Annotated in this window: 18 protein-coding genes; 6 read left to right on the top strand and 12 right to left on the bottom strand. The window is 52.9% G+C overall.

The genetic code is table 11. The annotated features are described in order from the left end of the window. Positions 1-69: 69 nt before the first annotated feature. Positions 70-573, top strand: a complete 504-nt coding sequence (locus MKZ15_RS10530) for a hypothetical protein (RefSeq protein WP_059045177.1) — start codon at positions 70-72, stop codon at positions 571-573. Positions 574-682: 109 nt separating this feature from the next. On the opposite strand, the gene MKZ15_RS10525 is transcribed toward MKZ15_RS10530, so the two are convergent. Beyond that, entirely contained in the window at positions 683-982 is a 300-nt protein-coding gene (locus MKZ15_RS10525; RefSeq protein ID WP_155608818.1) for a HesB/YadR/YfhF family protein, read from the bottom strand. A 560-nt stretch (positions 983-1,542) separates the two neighbouring features. Between MKZ15_RS10525 and MKZ15_RS10520 the strand changes: the two genes are divergently transcribed. Next, complete coding sequence (locus MKZ15_RS10520) at positions 1,543-3,300, top strand: ABC transporter transmembrane domain-containing protein (protein ID WP_339821799.1); 1,758 nt, start codon at positions 1,543-1,545, stop codon at positions 3,298-3,300. A 4-nt stretch (positions 3,301-3,304) separates the two neighbouring features. Beyond that, complete coding sequence (locus MKZ15_RS10515) at positions 3,305-5,377, top strand: ABC transporter ATP-binding protein (RefSeq protein ID WP_339821797.1); 2,073 nt, start codon at positions 3,305-3,307, stop codon at positions 5,375-5,377. A 37-nt stretch (positions 5,378-5,414) separates the two neighbouring features. Here MKZ15_RS10515 and MKZ15_RS10510 read toward each other — a convergent pair whose 3' ends face one another. Both MKZ15_RS10510 and MKZ15_RS10505 read right to left on the bottom strand, forming a co-directional pair. Then, the gene (locus tag MKZ15_RS10510; protein ID WP_339821794.1) at positions 5,415-5,657 is read right to left on the bottom strand and encodes a PqqD family protein; all 243 of its coding nucleotides are present in this window, start codon (positions 5,655-5,657) and stop codon (positions 5,415-5,417) included. Positions 5,658-5,967: 310 nt separating this feature from the next. After that, positions 5,968-7,095: a GTP-binding protein gene (locus MKZ15_RS10505; protein WP_339821791.1), complete on the bottom strand. Its 1,128-nt coding sequence runs from the start codon at positions 7,093-7,095 to the stop codon at positions 5,968-5,970. 155 nt (positions 7,096-7,250) lie between these two features. Here MKZ15_RS10505 and MKZ15_RS10500 point away from each other — a divergent pair, with 155 nt between their 5' ends. Beyond that, positions 7,251-7,763: a molybdenum cofactor biosynthesis protein B gene (locus tag MKZ15_RS10500; protein WP_193415268.1), complete on the top strand. Its 513-nt coding sequence runs from the start codon at positions 7,251-7,253 to the stop codon at positions 7,761-7,763. Between the two features lie 77 nt (positions 7,764-7,840). Here MKZ15_RS10500 and MKZ15_RS10495 read toward each other — a convergent pair whose 3' ends face one another. From MKZ15_RS10495 to MKZ15_RS10480, 4 genes are all read right to left on the bottom strand, one after another. Then, positions 7,841-8,380: a hypothetical protein gene (locus MKZ15_RS10495; protein WP_339821787.1), complete on the bottom strand. Its 540-nt coding sequence runs from the start codon at positions 8,378-8,380 to the stop codon at positions 7,841-7,843. Between the two features lie 93 nt (positions 8,381-8,473). Next, positions 8,474-9,469, bottom strand: coding sequence for an acryloyl-CoA reductase (locus tag MKZ15_RS10490; protein WP_155607973.1), 996 nt, complete (start codon positions 9,467-9,469; stop codon positions 8,474-8,476). Between the two features lie 303 nt (positions 9,470-9,772). Then, positions 9,773-12,079 (bottom strand): thiamine pyrophosphate-dependent enzyme, encoded by a 2,307-nt coding sequence (locus MKZ15_RS10485; RefSeq protein WP_193415265.1) that lies wholly within the window; start codon positions 12,077-12,079, stop codon positions 9,773-9,775. Between the two features lie 27 nt (positions 12,080-12,106). Further along, complete coding sequence (locus MKZ15_RS10480) at positions 12,107-13,114, bottom strand: 2-oxoacid:acceptor oxidoreductase family protein (protein ID WP_193415264.1); 1,008 nt, start codon at positions 13,112-13,114, stop codon at positions 12,107-12,109. Between the two features lie 219 nt (positions 13,115-13,333). On the opposite strand from MKZ15_RS10480, the gene MKZ15_RS10475 reads away from it, so the two are divergent. After that, on the top strand, positions 13,334-14,236 hold the full coding sequence (locus tag MKZ15_RS10475) for an SDR family oxidoreductase (RefSeq protein WP_213621703.1): 903 nt from the start codon (positions 13,334-13,336) through the stop codon (positions 14,234-14,236). Positions 14,237-14,303: 67 nt separating this feature from the next. Here the strand turns inward: MKZ15_RS10475 and MKZ15_RS10470 are convergent, their stop codons facing one another. After that, positions 14,304-15,800, bottom strand: coding sequence for a DHA2 family efflux MFS transporter permease subunit (locus MKZ15_RS10470; RefSeq protein ID WP_339821783.1), 1,497 nt, complete (start codon positions 15,798-15,800; stop codon positions 14,304-14,306). 250 nt (positions 15,801-16,050) lie between these two features. On the opposite strand from MKZ15_RS10470, the gene MKZ15_RS10465 reads away from it, so the two are divergent. Next, positions 16,051-16,656 (top strand): TetR family transcriptional regulator, encoded by a 606-nt coding sequence (locus MKZ15_RS10465; RefSeq protein ID WP_155607977.1) that lies wholly within the window; start codon positions 16,051-16,053, stop codon positions 16,654-16,656. Positions 16,657-16,795: 139 nt separating this feature from the next. Here the strand turns inward: MKZ15_RS10465 and MKZ15_RS10460 are convergent, their stop codons facing one another. The 4 genes from MKZ15_RS10460 to MKZ15_RS10445 form a co-directional block, all read right to left on the bottom strand. Continuing rightward, a complete protein-coding gene (locus MKZ15_RS10460; RefSeq protein WP_213621705.1) occupies positions 16,796-18,250 on the bottom strand; it encodes a nicotinate phosphoribosyltransferase in 1,455 nt (484 codons plus the stop codon). 6 nt (positions 18,251-18,256) lie between these two features. After that, positions 18,257-18,805, bottom strand: coding sequence for an isochorismatase family cysteine hydrolase (locus tag MKZ15_RS10455; RefSeq protein ID WP_213621706.1), 549 nt, complete (start codon positions 18,803-18,805; stop codon positions 18,257-18,259). 66 nt (positions 18,806-18,871) lie between these two features. Then, positions 18,872-19,645 (bottom strand): NUDIX domain-containing protein, encoded by a 774-nt coding sequence (locus MKZ15_RS10450; RefSeq protein ID WP_193415260.1) that lies wholly within the window; start codon positions 19,643-19,645, stop codon positions 18,872-18,874. A 95-nt stretch (positions 19,646-19,740) separates the two neighbouring features. Further along, entirely contained in the window at positions 19,741-20,133 is a 393-nt protein-coding gene (locus tag MKZ15_RS10445; RefSeq protein ID WP_213621708.1) for a PaaI family thioesterase, read from the bottom strand. Positions 20,134-20,184: the final 51 nt, after the last annotated feature.

Below are 20,184 nucleotides of genomic sequence, written 5' to 3'. Positions count from 1 at the left end.
TAATAAATTGAGTTGTCGCAAGCATTTCATGGGCAGCTACGAGTAACAGGCCGTTTTAGGAGGATGACCATGTCACGCCGATTTGTGATCGAAGCCGTGATGGTGGCGATATATGGTGAATTGCTGGTGCCGGGTGCGCCTGTGGAATATATTGTACCTTACACCACCGTCATGGAGCTTTATGAATTTCAAAACAGTCCGGAGCCGCTCATGAACGACCCCGTCGACGATATGCACGTGAAGCAGAAAATCAGCGAATTGATCGCTTATCTCGAGGAACCGCTGAACCGCAAGAAACTGGAGCGAGCGCTCACCGTCCCTTGGTCCAAGAGCCCTTCGATCCTGTTCGGCGATCATGTGACCTGGACCGTAGTCAACGCGGTAGACAACGAGCAGTACGGCGAGTTTCTCGATCCGATCGAAACGGAAATCGTGCTGACCGCCCAGCGAGAGAACGTGCCGATCCTGACCGATCAGCTCGAGCTGATCCGGCGGATTATCGAAGCAGAGGTGCCGGTGCAGGTTTACGATATCGGCGATTTCGAATATGCGATGGAAGACAGCATCATTTGATGCTTGATGGGCCGTTCTCGCCCGCTCCATCAAACAAAGGAAAAGGCCCGTAATTGACGGGCCTTTTTGTTCTTTCGTTAGCTTCGAAGCCGCTGAACAACGGCTCAGCCTAATTCAGGGCCGCAGCCTCGTATTCATACTCAATGTCGCCCAATTGCTGATCATAAGTGACATTAAGGTGGTACCCGTCCAGATACCACAAATCCTGGTTCTCCATGTAGAACGTGATGCCCTCTACTTCCGCTTTGAGCCCAGGTGATACAGGCTGATCAACATCAATTCCCAGTGAGAATCCCGGGTGCAGCTTGCCGCCCGCACTATATCGTGCAAAGAAGCGTACGGCCTGCCCCGCCTCAAGTCCAAGCTCCTGCTTAAACCATGCGGCAGCTTCATTACTCACGTTAATCATCCGCTTCTTCCTCCTCTTCATTCATCCCATCTTCTCGGTGACAAATACGAACTTTTCATTCCGTTACATCCAAACTTTTAGCTTTATTGTAGACGAAACTGGGCAAAAAGCCAAACCTTTGTTCGATGTGGTTAGGGATTATTGGATAGTTACTGAGAAAAATAACGTTTGACATCTTCTTTAATGCGGTGCTAAAATCGGGAACATACGAGATCGCTTTCAAGTAATTACCAAATGAGAAAGGGTGAGCACGGTGTTGAAATTCAAATTTATGCCTGCGTATCGCGATGCGCATCACATCAAACAATTAAATACCGGAGCAACCCCTGTAGGCTTGGATGAATCTATGCGCTGACCGCCCCTTATCTTTTAAAGGGTATAAGCGATATCATACACGCGAAGGTTGCTTGCTATAAGTAACGGACGCGACATATGTTATGGTTTTAAGGCATATCGTTTTCGGACGATATGCCTTTTTTGCGGTTTTTTGCTGGTTTAGGACACTTGTAGAGGTTTTCCGGGTAGCTACGCAATCGGGAATCAAAGGAGGAAACCCCATCATGTTTTCGGTATTAAAAAATTTGGGCTGGTTTTTCAAGCGCGAAAAAAGACGTTATATTATCGGCTTGTTCCTGCTCATCCTTGTGGGCGTTGTGGAGCTGGCTCCGCCGCGGCTGCTGGGCAGCGCGATCGATGAGATCGTGGCCGGCACCGTCACTTGGGCTTCGTTAACTCAATATATTTTACTCATTATCGGCGTATTGATCTTAATCTATCTCATCACGTACATATGGATGCATTCCCTGTTTGGGGGATCGAACCTCGTCGAGCGGCTGCTGCGGACCCGGTTCATGAGCCATTTGCTGCGGATGACACCGCCGTTCTTCGAGCGGAGCCGCACCGGCGACCTGATGGCCCGGGCGACCAACGATTTAAGATCGGTTGCTACCACCGTAGGCTTCGGGATGCTGACGCTAACCGACTCGACGGCGTACCTTACCGTGATCTTTCTGGCGATGAGCACGCTGATCAGCTGGAAGCTGACACTAGCTGCGATCATTCCCCTCCCTTTCATCGCCTTAGCGATGAAAATTTATGGGAAGATCATCCACGAGCGTTACACTCTGGCGCAGGATGCCTTTGGGGACATGAACGACCAGGTATTGGAATCCGTAGCCGGCATTCGCGTCATTCGCGCCTATGTGCAGGAACGTCATGATGAACAACGTTTTGCGGATATAACGGAAGACGTTTATAAGAAGAATTTGGCGGTCGCCAAAGTGGATGCTTATTTCGAGCCAACGATCCGTTTATGTGTTGGGCTCAGCTATGCGATTGGTCTCACCTACGGCATTTATCTCGTATTCCATAATGAATTGACCCTGGGCGATCTCGTATCTTTCAACATGTACCTGGGGATGATGATTTGGCCGATGTTTGCAATCGGCGAGCTGATTAACGTCATGCAACGCGGCGGCGCATCGCTGGACCGGGTCAACGAAACGTTGAACGTGAAGCCCGATGTTGAAGACGTTCCGAATCCGGTTCACGTTAAAACGCCGGAGACGATCGTGTTCAAGGATGTCACCTTCCGCTATCCGACTTCGACCATTAACAATCTCGAACAGATCAATTTGACGATTAAACGCGGCGAAACACTGGGCATCGTCGGGCGTACCGGCAGCGGTAAATCCACGTTGCTCAAGCAGCTGTTACACGAATATCCGGCAGGTAGCGGCGAGCTGAGCATCTCCGGCGTGCCGATTCAGCAAATCGCGTTGAACCAGCTTCACGGCTGGATCGGATATGTGCCGCAAGAGCAAATCCTATTCTCTAAGACGGTGCGGCAAAACATCCAGTTCGGCTACCCGGGCGCATCCGATGAGAAGATCCTCGAAGCGATCCGCACGGCTGCCTTCGATCAGGATCTCGGCACGTTATCTGACGGCCTGGATACGCTCGTCGGCGAGAAAGGCGTCGCCCTTTCCGGCGGCCAGAAGCAGCGGGTCTCCCTGGCTCGGGCGTTTATCGCCGATCCGGAGCTCTTAATCCTCGACGACGCCTTGTCTGCCGTTGATGCCCGGACCGAGGCGCGGATCATCGAGAACATCCGCAGTGGGCGCTCCGGCAAAACGACGCTCATCTCCACGCACCGCCTCTCCGCCATCGAACATGCGGATTGGATCGTCGTCTTGGAGAAAGGCAAAATCATCGAAGAAGGTACCCATGAAACGCTGCTGCAGTTAGGCGGCTGGTACCGCGAACAATACGAACGTCAACAGGTGGAATCCAACCTGACTGACGGGGAGGTGTCTTAAAACCATGCACACCCATACGGGAAAAGCACTTTTCAAATACGCCTTAACGGCGAAAAGAACATTTATCCTCGCGCTCGTCATGCTGGCGATCGGCGTGGCTGCCGAACTGGCGGGGCCGTTTATCGCCCGCTCGATGATCGACAATCACATGCTGGCGATCGAGCAACCGTTCTACGAAACAACGGGGCAAGACGCATCTACCGTTGACTACGATGGGCGTACCTTTAAACGGGGCGACCGTTTCGCAGGTAGCGAGGTCAAAGGCACCGAAGTCCGTGTGCTGCAGGTCGGCAGAAGCTTCGTGTTCGTTGATGCGTCCGTCCCGGACGTCTCCGGTGACCGCAGTTACGACAATGGCGTTCTGACCCTGACCGGAAAGAACGGCGTAAGCAGCCAATATCCGGCGCAAAAACTAAGCGCGGCAGGCCTGTTTGCTTTTTACAAACCGGAAGTGCCTGGCATCATGTCGCTCATCATCTGGTACCTCGTGTTTCTGGCCATTTCCATCGTGATGGAATTCGGCAAAACCTACTGGCTGCAATCCTCGGCCAACCAGGTCATCCGCAAGCTGCGTATGGACGTCTATGCTCATATTCAGCGGCTGCCGGTGCATTTTTTCGATAATCTGCCGGCCGGAAAAGTCGTCTCCCGCGTCACCAACGACACGGAGGCGGTAAAGGAATTGTTTATCGCCGTATTGGCGAACTTCTTCTCCGGAATCATCAACATGCTGGGCGTTTACGTCGCTTTGTTTATCCTGGACGTACGGCTCGGACTCATCTGCTTGTTTGTTGTTCCGATCATTTACCTGTGGGTCGTTTACTATCGCAAGTTCGCGACGAAATACAATACGATCATCCGCTCGCGGCTAAGCGAGATCAATGCCATCATTAACGAATCGATCCAGGGGATGTCGATTATCCGAATTTTCCGCCGCGAGTCGCAGACCAAGGAAGAATTCGAGAACCTGAACAATGATTACATGAAACACCAAAACAAGATGTTGAACCTAAACGCGTTCACTTCACACAACCTGGTGAATGTGATTCGTAATCTGGCGTTTGCCACCGTGCTCTGGTATTTCGGCTCGGCGCAGCTTGACGCGACGAGCGCGATATCGCTTGGCGTGCTGTATGCTTTCGTCGACGTACTTGGCCGATTGTTTCAGCCGATTACCGGGATGGTCAATCAGCTCGCCGCCCTCGATTCCTCGATGGTATCCGCCGGACGGGTGTTTGCCCTGATGGACGAACCGGGCGAAGATGTCGTTGATGGTTCGATGCCGCGCTACAAAGGAAATGTAGAGTTTAAGGATGTCTCGTTCGCCTACAAGAAGGACTATGTGCTGAAAAATATCTCCTTCGAGGCGAAGCAAGGTCAGACCGTTGCGTTGGTCGGTCACACGGGCTCCGGCAAAAGCTCGATCATCAACTTGCTCTTCCGGTTTTATGACCCGCAAAAAGGCACGATCACGATCGACGGACAGCCGGTAACGGAGTTGCCGAAGCAATGGATCCGCCAGCATATGGGGATCGTGCTTCAAGATCCGTACCTGTTCACCGGGACGATTCTTTCGAACGTGACGCTGGGGGATGAGCGGATTGCCCGCGAGACGGCGGAGAAAGCGTTGATCGACGTTGGCGCCGACCGGATATTAGCCCACTTGCCAAAAGGCATGGACGAACCGGTCGTGGAAAAGGGCAGCACGCTGTCCGCCGGCGAACGTCAGCTGATCTCCTTCGCTCGGGCGCTTGCGTTCGACCCGGCAATCCTCATTCTCGATGAGGCGACCGCCAACATCGACACGGAAACCGAAGCGCTCATTCAATCCGCGCTGGAGGTACTGAAACGCGGCCGGACGACGTTTATCATCGCCCACCGCCTCTCCACGATTCGCAGCGCCGACCAGATTCTCGTCTTGCACCGCGGCGAAATCGTCGAACGCGGCACGCACGAAGAACTACTCGCCCTGGGCGGACGGTACTATCAAATGTACCGGCTGCAGTTGGGGACTACCGAGGCCCCAGCCGCTCCAGGAGCCGGACCTGCAATCTCGCCGGTAGCGAATCCGAGCTAAATGCATGGGGAAGACAAAAACAACCGTTCCTTCAACCTTAGGAACGGTTGTTTTTTTGATGTAAAGGCAAACGCTTGATTTCAACTTGGCTTTCTGCGTCATACCCCACCCAAATGAGCCAATCGTTGGCTTCCAGGATCTCGATAAACTTACTCAAGCGCGGCATAAGCGGCTCGGCGCTTTCCCCAAGTTTGGCAAGGACCGCTTCGGCAATCTCCCCAACGGTATGCGTTCCGTTGCAGCGGGTCACAACCACACTCCCAAGCTCGTCGAGATGCACGTAAATGATCCGAATCCAGCGAATTGTATATGAAAAACCGAATACAATCCGCCCTTTTCGCCGAATCTAGCAGATTGTATATGAAAAATCGAATAAAAATCGCCCTTTTCGCCGAACCCAGCGAATTGTATATGAAAAACCGAATACATTTCACCCTTTTCGACGAATCCAGCGAATTGTATATGAAAAACCGAATACAATCCGCCCTTTTCGCCGAATCCAGCGAATTGTATATGAAAAACCGAATACAAATCGCCCTTTTCGCCGAATCCAGCGGATTGTATTCGGAATTTCGAGTCCAGGTCTGGCCTTACTCAGGTTCGGCTTGCTTCCGTTCCAGTTCTTTCAACTGGTGAGCGAGCACATTCCGGTCGAAATGCTCGCCGATAAATACAGCCACATCGGGAACATTCCCCTGAGGGGTGACTTTTAAGTAATCGGCTTCCCGGTAGGCATACTGAAACAGGAAACGACTGGCCGTATCCGTAAATCGTAAGACGCCCTTGCCGCGATAGACTTCCCGGGGCAATTCGGCGATAAAACGTTCGAAGTCCTCGCTGTCCACCGGCCCGTCAAAATAGTGCGTGTATACAGTGACATGCTCGTGCGACGCGTGGGTATGTGCGTGGTTGGGATCATGATTATGATCATCGTTGTTATCGTGATTATGATCATGTCTGTGATCCTCGTAGCGAGCATCGTTATGATCATGGCTCTGATCGCGGCTGTGATCATGATGATTGTGTAGAAGATAATGATCCGACTTCTGAGCCGCTTCGCCGTTTTGTATGTACGCTGCACCGCGTTGAGTTGTTGGGTCGATGTTGTTTTGCCCATCTGCCGCCTTCCATAGTAGCGACAAATCCACATCGCATTTCACCGCCGGGATGATTCGGGCATAAGGATTCGTGCGACGCAAGAACTCCGACATTTCCCGCTGACGATCCGGTTCGAGCAAGTCGATTTTGTTCAAAACCAGCACGGAGCCGCACCGGATTTGCTCCACCATGAGCCGGTACGTTTTTCCTTGCTGCGATGCGTGCAAATCGGCCAGATGGGCCGCATCGACGACGGTGACCATCGGCTTAATATCCAATTTGAGATAAAGCGAAACCTCGGTTACCGCATCGAAGATTTCCATCGGATTCCCCGCACCTGTCGCCTCAATCACGATCAAGTCCGGCTTCTCCCCTTCGATCAGTTCTGCCATCTGCACACTTAAGTCGCCGCGAATGGTGCAGCAGATGCATCCGCCCAGCATTTCAGCCATCGGTACTTCGCTTGAAACGAGCAGACCATCGAGGTTCACTTCCCCAATTTCATTCATGATCACGGCCGGACGAAGCCCCTGCTCCATCCAATGACGAATCAACCGCTGGAGCAGCGTCGTTTTGCCGCTTCCTAGAAAACCGGATAATATATAAACGGGTGTCACCATGTTTCCCACCTCATCTCTGATAATCTAAAGCATAAATGCATACGAATGCGAGTTTACACCAACCTTACAGGACATGCAACTACATTTCCCGTACAACCCAAGTCCGTCAAACATGATACAATGTAAATAACATCCAAAGAAAGGAAGCGAACACGATGAGATCCGTCGATGAACACCGGATGGAAGCGCCGGACGAGGTATCATGTCTGGTAATCACCGTCTCGGATACCCGTACGGAAGAGACCGATACGAGCGGTCGGCTGATTCAAGAGCTGCTTCGAGACAACGGGTATCATGTTGCCCGCTATACTATCGTCAAAGACGATTATGACGGCATTCGCCAACTGCTGAGGGAAGCGGCCTCTGACCGAGCGATTGAAGCCGTTCTGCTGAGCGGCGGCACCGGCATCGCTCCGCGGGATACCACCTACGAGGCTGTACGCAGCCTGCTCAACAAGGAGATGCCAGGGTTTGGGGAAATTTTCCGCTACCTTAGCTTTACCGAAGATATCGGTTCGGCCGCCATCCTCAGCCGGGCGATTGCTGGAACGATCGGCGATATGGCCGTCTTCTCCATGCCCGGATCGCAGGGCGCCGTCAAGCTGGCGATGCAGCGCATCATTCTACCCGAGCTGCGTCATGTCATGCGCGAAATCTACAAGAAGTAAAAGGCGAAAAAACCAACTGCTCCCCAGTCCGGAACGAAGGGTAGCGGTTGGTTTTTTTATAGGCAGGCCATTGGCACTTACTCTGGACGATCCCTCATTTGCTCCAGTAACTGTCCGAATACCGCCTTCATTTCCTCCCGGTATTGGCTGTCCTTCTGTGCGCTTGACGCGTAGACTAAAGCGGTGTTGCCCTTGGCTGAGATCAACGAAGCTTGATTGGATACCGAATCGGCCGCGATCTCTCCTTTTCCATTCCCGCTTCCGTAAATTTCGGAGATTTCGCGAATTCGATCCTGCTCATTGGGAAACACATGCACGATGATAAAATGCCGCGCATCTCCGTTAATAAAATAACTGTAGCTAATATTCCCGTCCAGCCCTTCGGCATAGGTTTCATGCGTCAATCGAATCCCCCGCTGCGCGCATTCCGCTTTCAAGGCTTGCAGCATCGCTGTGTTAAGCGTCGTGCCGCTCGTTAGTTGGCGTTCATTCCCCTGCCGGTAGCTTTGCATATTATATTTGCTCATTTCATCCTTGGCTACCCGCTGCAGGTTGCCGCATCCTGTCGTCAATGACAGCGCCACGGCCATTCCCAATCCAACCTTCCACCATCTCATTGGCATCCCATCCTTTACCCTTAGCTTGTAAGCCAGCTTCAGCCGATGGTGTTAGGTTGTCTCAACAGCCCCCAAATTATACCATATGGATGATTAGTTTAAGGAAATGACCTGACGGCCGATGGCTTTGCCGGCCAAAACTGTATTCAGAGCTTCTGGCAACTGCTCTAGCGAGTACTCGGTAATGCCCCCGGTCAGCACCTGTTCCGGCTTCCACTCGCCGGACAGAAGCTGCCAAAGTCGGTGGCGCAGCGGCTCCGGACAAAATACGGAATCGATGCCAAGCAGATTAATCCCCCTCAAAATAAACGGGTACACGGACGTTTCGATCCCACCGCCACCGGTCAGCCCCGACAAGGCTACAGATCCGCCGTAGCGTACCGATTTAAGCAGGTCAGCGGTCATCGCACCGCCCACCGGGTCGACAATTGCAGCCCAACGCTCTTTGCTGAGCACGCCTTTGGCTCCCGAAGCCGCTTCCTCGCGGGAAAGGACTTCGGCTGCACCAAACGCGACCAGCTTCTCCCGCGATTCCGGCTTTCCGGTGACCGCGGTTACGGCGAACCCGAGCCGGCTGAGGATCGCCACGGCCATGCTGCCAACACCGCCGGTGGCGCCTAGGACGAGCACGGGACCTTGTCCGGGCGCCAATCCGTTGTCCAGCAGCCGCCGTACCGACAACGCTGCCGTAAACCCGGCCGTCCCGATCGCCATCGCTTCCCGGGGCGAGAGCCCATCCGGCAGCGCCACCAACCAGTCGCCCGGTACGCGGGCGACCTCGGCGAACCCGCCCTCATGCGTGACGCCCAGCCCATAGCCGGTGCATAGCACCCGATCACCGGGCTGGAATCGTGCATCGCGGGAGGCCATAACCTCTCCGGCCAAGTCGATGCCAGGGATAAACGGATAGGTTTTCACGATTTTTCCCTCCGGAATACTCGCCAAGCCATCTTTATAATTGACACTGGAATAATGTACTTTGATCGTCACGTCGGCATCGGGAAGCGCCGAAACGTCCAACCGCTCGACCCCCGAACGGAACCCGGATTCGTCCTGGTGTACGCGATACGCGCGAAATGGTTGATCCATTCGTATATCCTCCTAAACTCGTTCATCTTCTACTTAACGAAAAAAGCGGCATATGCCGCTTCTTCCGGGTTGAATTTGAAAGCTTCAAATAAAGGTTTAAAAAGTCGGGCTTTCAGCACCTAGAAGGTTGGATAAAGCTAGGGACTGAGTAGCGGAGCGTACATGGAGGTACGTGAGCAACAGAAATGTTACCGTAGGAAACATACATCGGAAGCATCCGCTTGGCCCGGCTGAATTCAAGATTCGAGGTCGAATCCCCTTCTTGGTCCTGCTTCGTGATCAAAAGACGACTTTTTAACTACCTTACAAATAGGGGTTTTCGTGTTTGGCTTGGAGAACCTTCCAACGCCGCTCCACTTCTTGCTCGAATTCCGCCAATGCCTCGGCGTTTTCCGGCTTGGTCAAGTGGCGGGTTTTCCCCATCGTCTTCAACCAATCCGTCAGCGGAACGCGATTGTTCTTCTCTTCCGGATTGTACGTAATCGTCGTTTGCCCATGCTCCACCTCGTACAGCGGGAAGAAGCAGGAGTTGACGGCCGCGTCGATGATATTGGTGCCCTGATCGTCCGGCGAAATCCAGTTGAGCGGGCATGCTATCAGTATTTTACCATAAACCAAGCCTTCGTTCTGCGCGTACCACTGGGCTTTGGCTGCTTTTTTCACCAAATCCTGCGGATAGGCTTCACTGCCGGTAAAGACATAAGGGATATTCGTTGCGGCCATGATTTGCGGTGTGTCTTTGTGCTGGAACGCTTTCCCCTTTTGCACCTTGCCGATGTTCGAGGTGGATGTGCGATGACCGAGCGGCGTCGAATACGACAACTGCGCCCCGGTGTTCATGTATCCCTCGTTATCATACTCGATAATGATCATTTTATGACCGCGCAATGCGGCACCGATCGCCGGCCCCATGCCGATGTCCATCCCGCCGTCACCGGTAACCATGACGAAGGTGAAATCTTCTTTGAGACCTAACTCGTCAAGCTCGCCGCGGCGTTTTCTCTCCCAGAACATTTCGACGACGCCGGACAAGGTGGCCGCCCCGTTCTGGAACAGGTTGTGAATGTAAGTTGCTTTATGAGACGAATACGGATAGCCGGTCGTTACCACCATCGCGCAACCCGTATGGAACAGAGCGACGATATCGCCTTCGATCCCTTTGAAGAACAGCTCCAGACCGGAGAAAATCCCGCAGCCTGGGCAAGCGCCGTGTCCCGGTGCAATTCGCTTCGGTTTCTTTGTTAACGCGCGCAGCGGCGGAATCCGTACACCCAGCTTCCCGGTTTCTTCATTCTTGGTGACCGTGATCAAGCCGGTCTTCAGGTCTTCGAATTTCAGCGGATTCATCACCCGTTTCGGTGTCTTCTCCGGATCCCCTGGCGTATGGCCGTAGTAATCGAACGGGATTTCCACCCGGCCCGCTTTCGCCGCGTCAATCGCCAATTGGAACAAGTGATGCCCGTCCTCGGCATAAAACTCCTTGCCGCCAAGGCCATAAATCCGGCCGATCACCTGAGTCGTATGATTGCCGTGGGTAAACAGAGCGGCTTTGATCTCATTGACCATGTTCCCGCCATAAGCGCCGTAGGAATCGCCGCGGTCGCCAACTGTAATCGCCTTGACGTTCTTCAATGCTTCGGCGATTTGCTTCTGCGGGAAGGGACGAATCATGTTTGGCGCGATCGAGCCGGCTTTGATGCCTTGGCGGCGCAAATCGTCTACAACGTCCTTGATGATCTCGGAGGCCGAGTTCATCAGGAAGACCGCGACTTCTGCATCCTCCATCCGATAGAGATCGAGCATTTGATATTCGCGTCCGGTCAATTCGGCATACTCGCCTGCGATCCGTTCGAAGACATGTTCTGCATTATACATCGCAACAGATTGCTGGTAGCAGTTATTAATGTAATCCGGTTCATTCATGTAAGGGCCAACCGTAATCGGATTGTTGCGGTCGAGCGTATGCGGGAAATTACCCGGTGGCCGATCGCCAACAAATTTCAGAACATCTTCCTGATTGGCGAAGGTGTGTACACGCCGTTTCTGGTGAGAAGTAAAGTATCCATCAGAGGCCACAAGCACAGGTAGCCGGACTTCCGGATCCTCGGCCAGCTTAATCGCCATCAGGTTCATATCGTAGACGGCTTGCGGATCGCGGCACATCAGAATCGGCCAGCCGGTGTTCAGCGCAAAATACAAGTCCGAATGGTCGCCGTGAATATCCAGCGGCCCGGAGATCGAGCGGCAGACCAGGTTCATGACCATCGGAAACCGTGTCCCCGATTGGACCGGCATCTGCTCCAGCATGTATAAATAACCTTGGGCGCTTGTCGCATTGAATACCCGGCCGCCGCCGGTGGAAGCGCCGTAGCAAATACCTGCCGAGCTGTGCTCCCCGTCCGACGGGATCAGCTTGATGTCATGCTGACCGTTCGCTTTCATCAGATCGAGGAATTGGGCTACCTCGGTAGATGGGGAAATCGGAAAATACCCCATAATATGATAATTGATCTGGCTGGCCGCATAGGCTGCCATTTCATTCCCCGACTCATAAACCACGCGCTGCTCGATCGTGCCGGAGCGGCGTTCTTTTTCCAAATCGATCGCCATTGTCAAAATACCACCTTTCCCGCTTAATTAGCGAATCGCCAAATCGAACAGATGCGGCACGCGATGCGAGTCTGCGTACCCCTCTTCTTCCCGCTCCCCGGATAAAGCATCGGTCGGGCAGGCATGAATGCATTTCAAGCAACCTTTGCAATATTGATAGTCGATCCCTTTGAGGAACATTTGCGGACGACCCTTCTTGTCGGGACGCTCCTCCCAGACGAAACAATTATCCGGGCAAACGTTGTCGCATTGGGCGCAATGAATACATGTCTCTTCTTTGAAGTGCGGCATCATCCCGGAACGGGAAATGCTGAGGTCCTTCAGAATGCTGTTCCCCGGATTGATGACGATCCCGCCGATCGGCTGGGTTTCATATCCAAGCACCGGCGTATCCGCCCGGACGAAGGCCGGCATGCTGACACCTTCCGGTAAAGCGAAAGTTTCAAATACAACTTCGTTGTAGCCCCGCTCAAATGTCGCCAAGGCCGGAGCTACCGTTTGCGGATATTTCTTCTCCAGCGATTTGCGGATGACGTCCTTCATCGTTTCCGGATCAAGGAACGGGCAAAGCCGGAACATCGCACCAAGCATCGCCATGTTCACCCGATTCTTCTCTTCCAGCGCGATGCCGGTAGCGTCGATGACCGCGATCGTGCCGCCAATCAGCTTCATTTTCTCCTTCAGTTGCTGAGGGGTTTTGCGCGAATTGACCAGCACCGTACTATCCTCGTAAATCCCGCTGATCACGTTCACCGTCTTCGCCAGCGCCTCTTGAAAAATCCCCACGATATGCGGGCGTTCCACCGGCGACGTATCGCGGATCGGCGTATCCAAATCGCAGAAGCGGATATGCGCCTTTACCGGCGATCCCTTTTTCTCCGAGCCATAAGAAGAAAAGCTGACCCCATTCAGTCCGGCTCCTTCAACCCCGGCTTCGGCCAGCATTTTCCCTGCCAGGTTCGCACCCAGCCCCCCAATGGATTCCAAACGGATTTCAAAAAATCCCAGCTCGTTTAATTTCGGTAATTGTACCACGCGCTTGACTCCCTTCTTCGCAAATGCGAGTTCATCACGACGTAAATAAGTGCAAAACATCACACAAAAAGATATCTTTCTTAATTTTAAAATTTATCATAGATGCGATGTGACTTATGTAACAAAAGTCATATAGACATTCTTGTTTGGGCGAATACACCACACTGTCACGCGATGAATAGGATAGCGCAGAACTAATTTCCAGGAGGAACCTAAAGGATGATTCCAAAGTACCCTTATTACAGTTCCAAAACAGTATGCGAGGAGCAGCCGATCTCCTTCCCGCCACAGCATCAACCGAGACAACCGGGGCTCCAAACGTTGATGGCGCCGCCCCCCATTTCGGAGAATCCCGCTTATGTCGGAAGCGGCAAACTGAAGGACAAGGTCGCCATCCTGACCGGCGGCGACAGCGGGATCGGACGGGCCACGGCTATCGCCTTCGCCAAGGAAGGGGCGGATCTGGCTATCGTGTACCTCTACGAACACGAGGATGCCCAAGCCACCAAGCGGCGCGTTGAAGAGTTGGGCCGACGCTGTCTGCTGATCCCCGGCGATTTGCGTCAAGAAGCTTTCTGCAGAGCCGTTATCCATCATACCCTTCAGCAGTTCGGCAAAATCGATATCTTGGTGCTCAATCAAGCCGTTCAATATCCTCAGGGGCAAGGGATTGAGGCCATTACTACCGAACAGCTGCACCAAACCTACGCTACCAACATTTTCCCTCACTTTTATATGACCAAGGCGGCGCTTCCCTTCTTACGGTCCGGAAGCACAATCATCAGCACGGCTTCGATCACCGCTTACGCCGGCGCACCGTTGCTGATCGATTATTCCTCCACCAAGGGCGCGATCGTCTCCTTCACTCGCTCTCTGGCGCTATCGCTCGTCGATCGGGGCATCCGCGTCAATGCGGTGGCACCGGGACCGATCTGGACCCCGCTGATCCCTTCCAGCTATTCCGCGGAATACGTCTCTACATTCGGCCTCGAAACCCCGATGAAGCGAGCCGGACAGCCGTTTGAGCTGGCACCTGTGTACGTATTCCTGGCCTCCGACGATTCCAGCTTCGTGACCGGGCAAACGATTCACGTCAATGGAGGCGCAATGATTACGAGCTAACGAATGGCGGTAAACGAAAAGCACCCTTTCCGAATGGAAAGAGTGCTTTTCGCATTTCATTTTCGATTTAATGTCCCGCCATCAAGCTGGGATCTGCTTGAGCTCCTTCGACCGCTTGGTCCTTGGCGGCTTCAGGTTGCTGCTTCGGTTTAGACAGCATCAAGGTCAGCAGGAATCCCACCGCCGCGATGCATGCCGCCAGGAAGTAAGTATCTCCAAAGCCGGATGCCGCGGCTTCCAGCGGATTTCCGCCTTGTGCTGCTTTCGTCATATGACTAGTAATCTGCGAGGTTAGATAACCCGTTAGGCCTGCCACCGCAAAGGAGACGATCACCTGTTGCGCGGCCGTCATAAGCGGGGTAACCCGGGCGACCAAATGACGTGGCGCAGAGTTAAGGATATGCGTATTGAGCGGCATCATCGTTAACCCCATGCCACTGCCCAGCAAGCCCAGCGGCACCAGTACCATCGCCAAAGAAGTGTCTGCCGTGATTCGCGACAGCAGGAACAATGCCGTGGATACGACGCCGAGGCCGATAAAAGCCAGCGGACGTGCTCCAACCCGGTCAAACAATCGTCCGCTGATCGGCATGAACAATGCCGACATGAGCGCTTGAGGCAGTAAGAGGATCCCCGTCTCCAGGGCATTGTAGCCTCTCACTTGTTGCAGGTATAACGGAGTAAGAATCATTGAACCGAACAATGCCGCTTGAGCGAACCAGACCAGGATGATCCCCCGGGTAAAATGGGATGAACCGAACACCCGTAGTTCCAGGAGTGGTTGCTTATGTCTAATTTCAACGAGAATGTAAAGAAGTAAGGCAAGGGCTCCGACGCTAAGACCGATGATTGTCGTCGCCGAAGTCCAACTCGTCCCCCCTTCGCTGACTCCATAGGTCAACATCGCAAAAGCGATCGGAGCCAGAATCATCCCTAGTTTATCAAGCTGCGGTGCTTCCCGACGTTCGGACTTAGGCAAGAATCGGAGCCCGATGAGAAAGGCTAGGATCCCGATCGGCAGATTAATCAGAAAAATCCAGTGCCAGCTTACGTTCTCCACCAGCCAACCGGACAATACCGGCCCCAGCGCGGGTGCCAGCAGCATCGGAACGCCTAGTGCCCCCATCACCGCTCCCCGCTTCTCGGGTGGCGCCAATTTAAACACCATCGCAAACCCAATTGGCGATACCATCCCGCCGCCTAGGCCTTGAATGATGCGAAATACGATTAATTGCTCTGGCGTTTGCGCCATGGCGCATAACACGGACCCAACCGTAAACAACGCGATCGTCATGAGAAAAATCCGTTTCTCCCCAAATTTATCGGTCATCCAGCCCGCTAAGGGAATCACGGCAGATAATGCCAACGTATACCCGGTGATCGTCCATTGCACCGTCTTCAAGTCGGTGGCGAAGAAGTCGACCAGTTTCGGTACGGCCACGTTAACTACCGTGCTGTCCAAGATCACCATAATCATCCCGACGATCACGGCCATCAGGGGCGCGATAATCGAACGGATGGAAAATTCCTTGGTTTCGATCGAACTTTCCACAGTTTTTGGCATTCTCTCACTCAGCTTTCTCTTTAGTTTAAACACCGTTTTAAACAATGTTTAAATCAAATTTAAACGGATGCCCCGATTTTGTCAAGACACCGATCTCCGGTAGCTCCTTCAATTTCTGGTTGGCACCCCCATCGCCTTGTTCTTGACACCGCATGTGAAAGCGTATTATGTTGAATTTAAACATCTTTTAATCCTACCTTGACATTTGTTATACTTGGCAGAAGAATGGATGGCATAAAGGAGCGGTACGATGAGCAATTGCGCGGAGGGGCTATCGACCAAACAGAATATCATTCAGGCAACAATGGAGCTCATTAAGACGGAAGGGGCCGATCAGGTCACCTTGCGTAAAATTACCGCTGCTGCCAATGTCAATCTCGCCCTGGTGAATTACTACTTCGGCTCGAAAGACAATTTGATCAACGAAGCGTTAAAGCTATTGTTGACTTCTTTTCAAGCGAACTTTTCCGTTCTGGACGACACCTCGCTTCATCCCAAAGATCGATTGAAGGCGTTTCTGCTACAATATGTTGAGTTGGTGCTTCGATATCCCGGATTACTGCATGAAGTTCTGGGCAAAGGCCGGATTACCTTCGAATCTCGACAGGATTTCACCAGCTTTATGAAAACGACCGGATTCGGCAAGATCAGCGGTACTTTGGAGGAAATTACGGGCGAAACCGATACGGAAATCCTATATATTATGATGATGCAAATTAATGCAGCCGTGTTGTTCCCGCTGGTGTTGTCGAAGCAGATTAAGCACTTGGAGAACCGACCAGGTAAAGAAGCCGTCGAGCGGCAAATCGATATTTTGTTTGCGCACTATTTTGCGAAATATGAGTCCCGTCGTTAACTTGTCGAATCCGGCGGCCAAACCGCCGATTTATAGCGCTTTTTGCGCTTTCCCGAGAAATAATTTCCTAGCAAAAAAGATCGCTCCGCCGGTAAGGCGAGAAGCGATCTTTTTGTGTTGCAGGACGTATCGAACGGCTCTACTCCTCTTGATGGCCCAGATAGTCCTCGATCATCTTTTGCTTTAATTCCCATGCTTCCTGACTTAAGCTGATGCGGTAAAACTCCGGATTCAACTTACGCAGATACTCCGGCCAGAACAAATCCAACTGCTCTCGGTGATACTGACGGATTTGGTCCAGTGTCGGCAGCTCATACACGAGCTGACCATCCACGAAGATCGGTTGCAGCATGGCTACGGCTTCGTAGTTTTTCACCGACTTTTTGATGTAAGGATGTACTGGGTCGAACAACCGAAGGCTGCCGCCCGTCCGTGCTTGCTGCTCCTGCGGAAAACAGATGTAATCCGCAATCGCTTTACCGCTGTCTTTACTAACGATCCGCAGTACGTCCTTCTTGCCCGGGGTCGTGACTTTCTCCGGATTGCCCGAGATTTTGATCGTTGGCTCCATCCGTCCGTCCTTCTCCCGTTCTACAAGCTTATAGACCCCGCCCAGTGCCGGTTGGTCCGCCGCCGTAATCAACTGGGTCCCCACGCCCCAAATATCGATCTTTGCCCCTTGGGCCTTCAGGTTAAAAATCGTATTCTCGTCAAGGTCGTTGGACGCGACGATTTTGACATAAGGCAAGCCGGCATCATCCAACATTTTGCGGGCTTGGATGGAGAGGTAAGCCAAATCGCCGCTGTCTAGGCGGATGCTGCCGAGCCGCTTGCCGGCGGCTTCCAGCATTTTTCCGGTATGAATCGCATGCGGGACGCCGCTTTTCAACGTATCAAACGTATCGACCAGCAGCGAAACCTGATCCGGCAACGCCTTCGCGTATATCTCGAAGGCTTCCTGCTCCGAATCGAAAATCTGCACCCACGAATGAGCGTGCGTCCCTTTGGTTGGAATGCCGAAATTTTCACCGGCCAGCAAATTGGACGTTGCGTCAAAACCAGCTACATAGGCGGCCCGTGCCCCCCAAATAGCCGCATCGGCCTCCTGTGCCCGTCGGGTGCCGAACTCCAGCAGCACGTCGTTCTCGGCGACCCGCTTGACCCGTGATGCTTTGGTGGCGATTAAGGTCTGGAAATTCATGAAGTTTAACAGCGCCGTCTCGACCAGTTGGGTCTCCGTGATCGTCCCTTCCACGCGAATCAACGGCTCGTTCGGGAAGCAAAGTGCGCCTTCCTCCATCGACATCAATGTGCCTTTAAATTCGAACCCGCGCAGAAGGTCCAGAAATTCCGGCTTATAGTGCTCCTCCTGTTTGGCCAAATAAGCTAGATCCTCTTCGGTAAACCGGAGCTGCCGAATATAGTCCACGATCCGCTCCAAGCCTGCAAACACCGCATACCCGTTGCCGAACGGGAGCTTGCGGAAGTAGGCTTCAAACACCGTCTTTCGCAAATGCGTTCCGTTCATCCAATGCGCGTAGATCATATTGATCTGATATTTATCGGTATGCAGTGCTAAACCCGTGGTTGGCATCCCTGTTCATCCTCTCTGGGTGTTGGTTACGGCGGCTCCCAAACTGTTGCGGAAATGGCCCAACGCCCAGGTATGCCCATCCGGGTTGAAGCTGGCTACCGCATCTTCATAAACTGTAATGGCGAATCCTTTGTTGTAGGCGTCCACCGCCGTATGCAGCACGCAAATGTCTGTACACACGCCGATCAGATGCACTTCCGTAATCCCGCGCTCTCGCAGTTTCAGTTCCAGGTCCGTCCCGCAAAACGCGCTATATCTAGTTTTGTCCATCCAATAGATCCGGTCCTGGTTCAGCTTATATACTTCAGCCAAACGGCCATATAAAGCGCGCCCTTCCGTATCCCTCAAATTATGGGGCGGGAATAACTTCGTCTCCGGATGCCACTGATCTTCCCGTTCGTGCAGATCAACGGCCATGACGACAAAATCGCCTTGCGACGCAAAAGACTCCGTCAACCGGCAAATCGCCGGTTCGATGTCGATTGCCGGTTGGCCAACCGGAAGGTTGCCGTCCACAAAATCATTCGTATAATCGATGACGATCAGAGCTTTCATGATCTCACTCTCCCTTCGTACTATCCATTCACCGACAGCCGCTAGTTATGTAGTTCTTGCTTGGGATTAGGTATAGATGGACAGCTGCGGTGTGAAATCGGTAAACCGGTACAACTGGGCAGGACGCTGCGAATACTGGTTGGATAACATCGGTTTGCCCAATTCGTCATGGACTTCCTCCAGTATCCCCTGACGGCTCCGCGTCGATGTAATTTTACGGATAAAATTCAGCTCTGCAAAGTCCGGAACAACGGTTTGAATCACCTGATACAATTCGCCTAACGTAAAATGCGGAGGCAGGAACTGCTTGGCGATCGTTGTATGCAGCATTTGTTGCTGGATGCGTTTATAGGCGTCCTGCAAAATTTCGCGGTGGTCGAAGGCAAGCTGCAAATCCTCCAAGGCCTCGTGAACGGTAAAGAGACCCACTTCCTGTGCATCATCTGCCGATTGTCGTTTCTCCAGCACCCATTCTTCCACCAGCGCGAAAAAGGCATGGGAGATAATCCAACCGCGTGGATCCCGCCCCGGCTTGCTGTACACGCCTAGATACTCCAGATGGGAGCCGTCAACGCCGGTTTCTTCCTTCAGTTCGCGGCGCGCCGTTTCGTACAGCGATTCATCCTCCTGCGAGAAACCGCCCGGCAAAGCCCAGGCACCGGCAAATGGCCAGCTCCGTCGGCGGATCAGCATGACCTTCAGATCAAAGTGCGGCAGCGATTTGGTCGATGCCTTTCGTTCCTGCCTCGTCAACGTAAACATGACGATGTCGGCCGGGATTCCGTCCGGCGTCCGATATTTTTTAACCTCATTAACTACCTGCTTTTGTTCTTCGTTCATCACGTATCACCACATCGTCTAGGATAACGCCGGCCGACCAATAAGTCCGGCATTTGCGAATTCATGCGATATTAACCTGCCGACGGTTCCTTCGCTCATTTCGGCAAACGGAATGTTGCCGTCGATATGCAACCAAGGGTTCCTTCTTCGTTGCGAACCTCGGAGCGTAACGTCATAGTCCGAAAAGTTTCATGCAACGGAAATGCCGACACCACGAGTTCTCCTGTGCGCATCGGACTCAAGAAATTGACATTTAAATGGGTTGTCACGCCGAGCTTGCCCTTAACCGTGGCCACCAGTGTCCCCATCGCTTGATCCATCATGGACGACAGCACACCGCCGTGCACAATGCCCATGGAGTTGAGATGGGCTGCTTCTGCCGTCAGGCCGAGCTCCACTAGCGTTCGATCGGCTGAGATGAGGCGCAGCCCCAAAAGCCCCCAGAACGATTGCTCGTCGCGACGTAGTACTTCTTCACTCCAATTCACGTGTTGCCCCCCTATCCTTGCTTCTCTCTGTATTATAATATTCCGAAGAGA

The sequence above is a fragment of the Paenibacillus sp. FSL R7-0216 genome, from assembly GCF_037969915.1.
Lineage (GTDB): Bacteria > Bacillota > Bacilli > Paenibacillales > Paenibacillaceae > Fontibacillus > Fontibacillus rhizolycopersici.
This window is presented reverse-complemented; position numbering and strand designations above follow the sequence as displayed.